Source organism: Cellvibrio zantedeschiae (assembly GCF_014652535.1).
Lineage (GTDB): Bacteria > Pseudomonadota > Gammaproteobacteria > Pseudomonadales > Cellvibrionaceae > Cellvibrio > Cellvibrio zantedeschiae.
In genome coordinates, this window is record NZ_BMYZ01000007.1 from 1 (window position 1) to 5,542 (window position 5,542).

The 5,542-nt window shown below is 50.8% G+C and carries 2 tRNA genes and 2 rRNA genes; all 4 read right to left on the minus strand.

The window, feature by feature from the left end:
• Positions 1-218 precede the first annotated feature (218 nt).
• Positions 219-3,104, minus strand: a 23S ribosomal RNA gene (locus tag IE104_RS18870).
• 295 nt (positions 3,105-3,399) lie between these two features.
• Positions 3,400-3,475 (minus strand) — tRNA-Ala (locus IE104_RS18875).
• Positions 3,476-3,621: 146 nt separating this feature from the next.
• Positions 3,622-3,698, minus strand: a tRNA-Ile gene (locus tag IE104_RS18880).
• Between the two features lie 83 nt (positions 3,699-3,781).
• Positions 3,782-5,315: ribosomal RNA gene (locus IE104_RS18885) — 16S ribosomal RNA — on the minus strand.
• The 16S and 23S rRNA genes sit together here with 2 tRNA genes alongside, the layout of an rRNA operon.
• Positions 5,316-5,542 lie beyond the last annotated feature (227 nt).

Sequence of the window (5,542 nt, forward strand, 5' to 3'; positions counted from 1 at the left end):
TTAAGAGCTTGACGATGATTCCAACGTGCTATGGTCGTCAAGCAATTCTGGATGAGTTCGGAGGTCTTAAGACAAGTATGTTGTCGGCCTCGATTGACTCAAATAGGGTGGTGGACTGTAAAGTTTACTGAATTTGTATTGATTGCTTTGCGTATTGCAAGTCCGTCGTTCATGTATTCATGTCGAAGCGTTTCATCATACACAGTCGATTCTGTTATATGGTCAAGCCGCACGAGCAATTAGTATTGGTTAGCTCAACGCCTTACAGCGCTTCCACACCCAACCTATCAACGTCGTAGTCTTCAACGGCTCTTTAGGGGGATTAAATCCCCAGGGAGATCTCATCTTGAAGGAGGCTTCCCGCTTAGATGCTTTCAGCGGTTATCCCGTCCGCACATAGCTACCGGGCAGTGCCATTGGCATGACAACCCGAACACCAGAGGTGCGTTCATTCCGGTCCTCTCGTACTAGGAACAACTCTTCTCAAATCTCCAACGCCCACGGCAGATAGGGACCGAACTGTCTCACGACGTTCTAAACCCAGCTCGCGTACCACTTTAAATGGCGAACAGCCATACCCTTGGGACCGGCTTCAGCCCCAGGATGTGATGAGCCGACATCGAGGTGCCAAACACCGCCGTCGATGTGAACTCTTGGGCGGTATCAGCCTGTTATCCCCGGAGTACCTTTTATCCGTTGAGCGATGGCCCTTCCATACAGAACCACCGGATCACTAAGACCTACTTTCGTACCTGCTCGACATGTCTGTCTCGCAGTCAAGCGTGCTTTTGCCTTTACACTAACCTCATGATTTCCGACCATGATTAGCACACCTTCGTGCTCCTCCGTTACTCTTTGGGAGGAGACCGCCCCAGTCAAACTACCCACCATACACTGTCCGTAACCCGGATTACGGGTCGACGTTAGAACCTCAAACATACCAGGGTGGTATTTCAAGGACGGCTCCATCGAAACTAGCGTCTCGACTTCAAAGCCTCCCACCTATCCTACACAGATAGGTTCAAAGTTCAGTGCAAAGCTATAGTAAAGGTTCACGGGGTCTTTCCGTCTAGCCGCGGGAACACGGCATCTTAACCGCGATTTCAATTTCACTGAGTCTCGGGTGGAGACAGCTCCCCCATCATTACGCCATTCGTGCAGGTCGGAACTTACCCGACAAGGAATTTCGCTACCTTAGGACCGTTATAGTTACGGCCGCCGTTTACCGGGGCTTCGATCAAGAGCTTCGCTTGCGCTAACCCCATCAATTAACCTTCCGGCACCGGGCAGGCGTCACACCCTATACGTCCACTTACGTGTTTGCAGAGTGCTGTGTTTTTAATAAACAGTTGCAGGGGACTGGTATCTTCGGCCGCCCTCAGCTTAGGGAGTAAATCCCATCACCAAAAGCGGCGCACCTTCTCCCGAAGTTACGGTGCCATTTTGCCTAGTTCCTTCACCCGAGTTCTCTCAAGCGCCTTGGTATTCTCTACCTGATCACCTGTGTCGGTTTGGAGTACGGTCTCTTTTTACCTGAAGCTTAGAGGCTTTTCTTGGAAGCATGGCATCAAGCACTTCATGTTCCGAGGAACACTCGTCATCAGTTCTCAGCCTTAGCGTCCCGGATTTACCTAAGACACCAGCCTACGACCTTAAACACGGACAACCAACGCCGTGCTGCTCTAGCCTTCTCCGTCCCCCCATCGCAGTAAAAAGTGGTACAGGAATATTAACCTGTTTCCCATCGACTACGCGTTTCCGCCTCGCCTTAGGGGCCGACTAACCCTGTCCCGATTAACGTTGGACAGGAAACCTTGATCTTCCGGCGGGGAAGTTTTTCACTCCCCTTATCGTTACTCATGTCAGCATTCGCACTTCTGATACCTCCAGCATGCTTCTCAACACACCTTCAACGGCTTACAGAACGCTCCCCTACCATGCACTAAGTGCATCCGCAGCTTCGGTTGCTAGTTTTAGCCCCGTTACATCTTCCGCGCAGGCCGACTCGACTAGTGAGCTATTACGCTTTCTTTAAAGGGTGGCTGCTTCTAAGCCAACCTCCTAGCTGTCTAAGCCTTCCCACATCGTTTCCCACTTAACTAGCATTTGGGACCTTAGCTGGCGGTCTGGGTTGTTTCCCTCTTGACAACGGACGTTAGCACCCGCTGTCTGTCTGCCATGATTGCACTCCGCGGTATTCGTAGTTTGCATGGGGTTGGTAAGTCGGGATGACCCCCTAGCCCAAACAGTGCTCTACCCCCGCGGGTGAGACATGACGCACTACCTAAATAGTTTTCGGGGAGAACCAGCTATCTCCCGGCTTGATTAGCCTTTCACTCCGATCCACAAGTCATCCCCTAATTTTTCAACATTAGTGGGTTCGGTCCTCCAGTTAGTGTTACCCAACCTTCAACCTGCCCATGGATAGATCGCCGGGTTTCGGGTCTATTGCCAGCGACTGAACGCCCTATTAAGACTCGCTTTCGCTACGGCTCCCCTATACGGTTAACCTTGCCACTGACAATAAGTCGCTGACCCATTATACAAAAGGTACGCAGTCACAGAACAAGTCTGCTCCTACTGCTTGTACGCACACGGTTTCAGGATCTATTTCACTCCCCTCACAGGGGTTCTTTTCGCCTTTCCCTCACGGTACTGGTTCACTATCGGTCAGTTGGGAGTATTTAGCCTTGGAGGATGGTCCCCCCATATTCAGACAGGATATCACGTGTCCCGTCCTACTCGATTTCACTTAAAAGGCCTTTTCGTGTACGGGGCTATCACCCTGTATCGCCGCACTTTCCAGAGCGTTCCACTAAAACCAATTAAGCTTAAGGGCTGGTCCCCTTTCGCTCGCCGCTACTAAGGGAATCTCGGTTGATTTCTTTTCCTCCGGGTACTTAGATGTTTCAGTTCCCCGGGTTCGCTTCCAGCAGCTATGTATTCACTGCAGGATACTTACCTTATGGTAAGTGGGTTTCCCCATTCGGACATGTCAGGATCAAAGCATGTTTGCCGGCTCCCCTGACCTTTTCGCAGGCTCCTACGTCCTTCATCGCCTCCAACTGCCTAGGCATCCACCGTGTGCGCTTAGTCGCTTGACCATATAACACAAGCGACTGCTACTACGATAAAACGTCTTTTGTTGACTCCCGATAAAGAGTCAAACAACATGAGTATGATTCGCCGGACTTGTGAGAATACACAAATCACTCAATTCATAATTCAGCAATTTTTAACTTTACATTCCACCTTGTTAAAGAGCTTTCTGGCGTAAAAACCAGTCAGTTGATTTCTTTATGTTGGACCCTTTAGATTTGTTCTCTTTTAAAGAACAAACCAGGAAACAAGATAAAGACAGCAATTGACTGACTTCTTCTAAATAACAGTGATCAAGATTGGTGGAGCTATGCGGGATCGAACCGCAGACCTCCTGCGTGCAAGGCAGGCGCTCTCCCAGCTGAGCTATAACCCCATGTAGATCAAGCAAACTTCTTTTTCACATCATGCATTTGGCTTGCTTGCTTTGGCTAAGCGAGGAAATTTGTTCTAATCAAGGCGAAGGAAAACGAAGTGTGCTCAAGCACATGAGTTTTTCTTCAACGCAGAGTAGGACAAATTTGGTAGGCCTGGGCAGACTTGAACTGCCGACCTCACCCTTATCAGGGGTGCGCTCTAACCAGCTGAGCTACAGGCCTGTAGCTTGCAGATGTTTTTTCACTGCTATTCCAGTTGATCAAGCAATGCGTGTGAGCACTTACAGGAGAGTGGCGATATCGTTTAAGGAGGTGATCCAGCCCCAGGTTCCCCTAGGGCTACCTTGTTACGACTTCACCCCAGTCATGAATCACACCGTGGTAACCGTCCCCCTTGCGGTTAGACTAGCTACTTCTGGTGCAACCCACTCCCATGGTGTGACGGGCGGTGTGTACAAGGCCCGGGAACGTATTCACCGTGACGTTCTGATTCACGATTACTAGCGATTCCGACTTCATGGAGTCGAGTTGCAGACTCCAATCCGGACTACGAACGGTTTTATGGGATTAGCTCCACCTCGCGGTTTGGCAACCCTTTGTACCGCCCATTGTAGCACGTGTGTAGCCCAGGTCGTAAGGGCCATGATGACTTGACGTCATCCCCACCTTCCTCCGGTTTGTCACCGGCAGTCCCCTTAGAGTTCCCGACATTACTCGCTGGCAACTAAGGGCAAGGGTTGCGCTCGTTACGGGACTTAACCCAACATCTCACGACACGAGCTGACGACAGCCATGCAGCACCTGTCTCAGAGTTCCCGAAGGCACCAATCCATCTCTGGAAAGTTCTCTGGATGTCAAGACCTGGTAAGGTTCTTCGCGTTGCGTCGAATTAAACCACATGCTCCACCGCTTGTGCGGGCCCCCGTCAATTCATTTGAGTTTTAATCTTGCGACCGTACTCCCCAGGCGGTCTACTTAGTGCGTTAGCTGCGCCACTAAGGCCTCAAGGACCCCAACGGCTAGTAGACATCGTTTACGGCGTGGACTACCAGGGTATCTAATCCTGTTTGCTCCCCACGCTTTCGCACCTCAGTGTCAGTATGAGTCCAGGGTGTCGCCTTCGCCACTGATGTTCCTCCAGATATCTACGCATTTCACCGCTACACCTGGAATTCCACACCCCTCTACCCTACTCTAGCTTGCCAGTTTCAACTGCAGTGCCCAGGTTGAGCCCGGGGATTTCACAGCTGACTTAGCAAACCACCTACGTGCGCTTTACGCCCAGTAATTCCGATTAACGCTTGCACCCTCCGTATTACCGCGGCTGCTGGCACGGAGTTAGCCGGTGCTTCTTCTGTGGGTAACATCAATTCACTCACGTATTAGGTGAATGACCTTTCTCCCCACTGAAAGTGCTTTACAACCCTAGGGCCTTCTTCACACACGCGGCATGGCTGGATCAGGGTTGCCCCCATTGTCCAATATTCCCCACTGCTGCCTCCCGTAGGAGTCTGGACCGTGTCTCAGTTCCAGTGTGACTGATCATCCTCTCAGACCAGTTACAGATCGTCGCCTTGGTGAGCCTTTACCTCACCAACTAGCTAATCTGACATGGGCTCATCTGATAGCGAGAGGTCCGAAGATCCCCCCCTTTCCCCCGTAGGGCGTATGCGGTATTAGCGTTCCTTTCGAAACGTTGTCCCCCACTACCAGGCAGATTCCCATGCATTACTCACCCGTCCGCCGCTTTACTCATTCCGAAGAACTTTCGCGCTCGACTTGCATGTGTTAGGCCTGCCGCCAGCGTTCAATCTGAGCCATGATCAAACTCTTCAGTTTAAATCTTGCTTACCGCTCCTAAGAGCGGTTAAAACTTTGCTCAGATGCTGACTCTCAAATTAAACATTACTGTTCATCTGCGAGCACTTACATCTGATAATTTGGTTTCGCCAAACTATCCTGCAAGTGCCCACACGCATTGCTTGATCTCTTTTTTAAACAACCGGTGAGCGCCAGGCTCTACCGTGGGAGGCGCATTTTACAGAATCCAACCTCAAGTGCAAGCA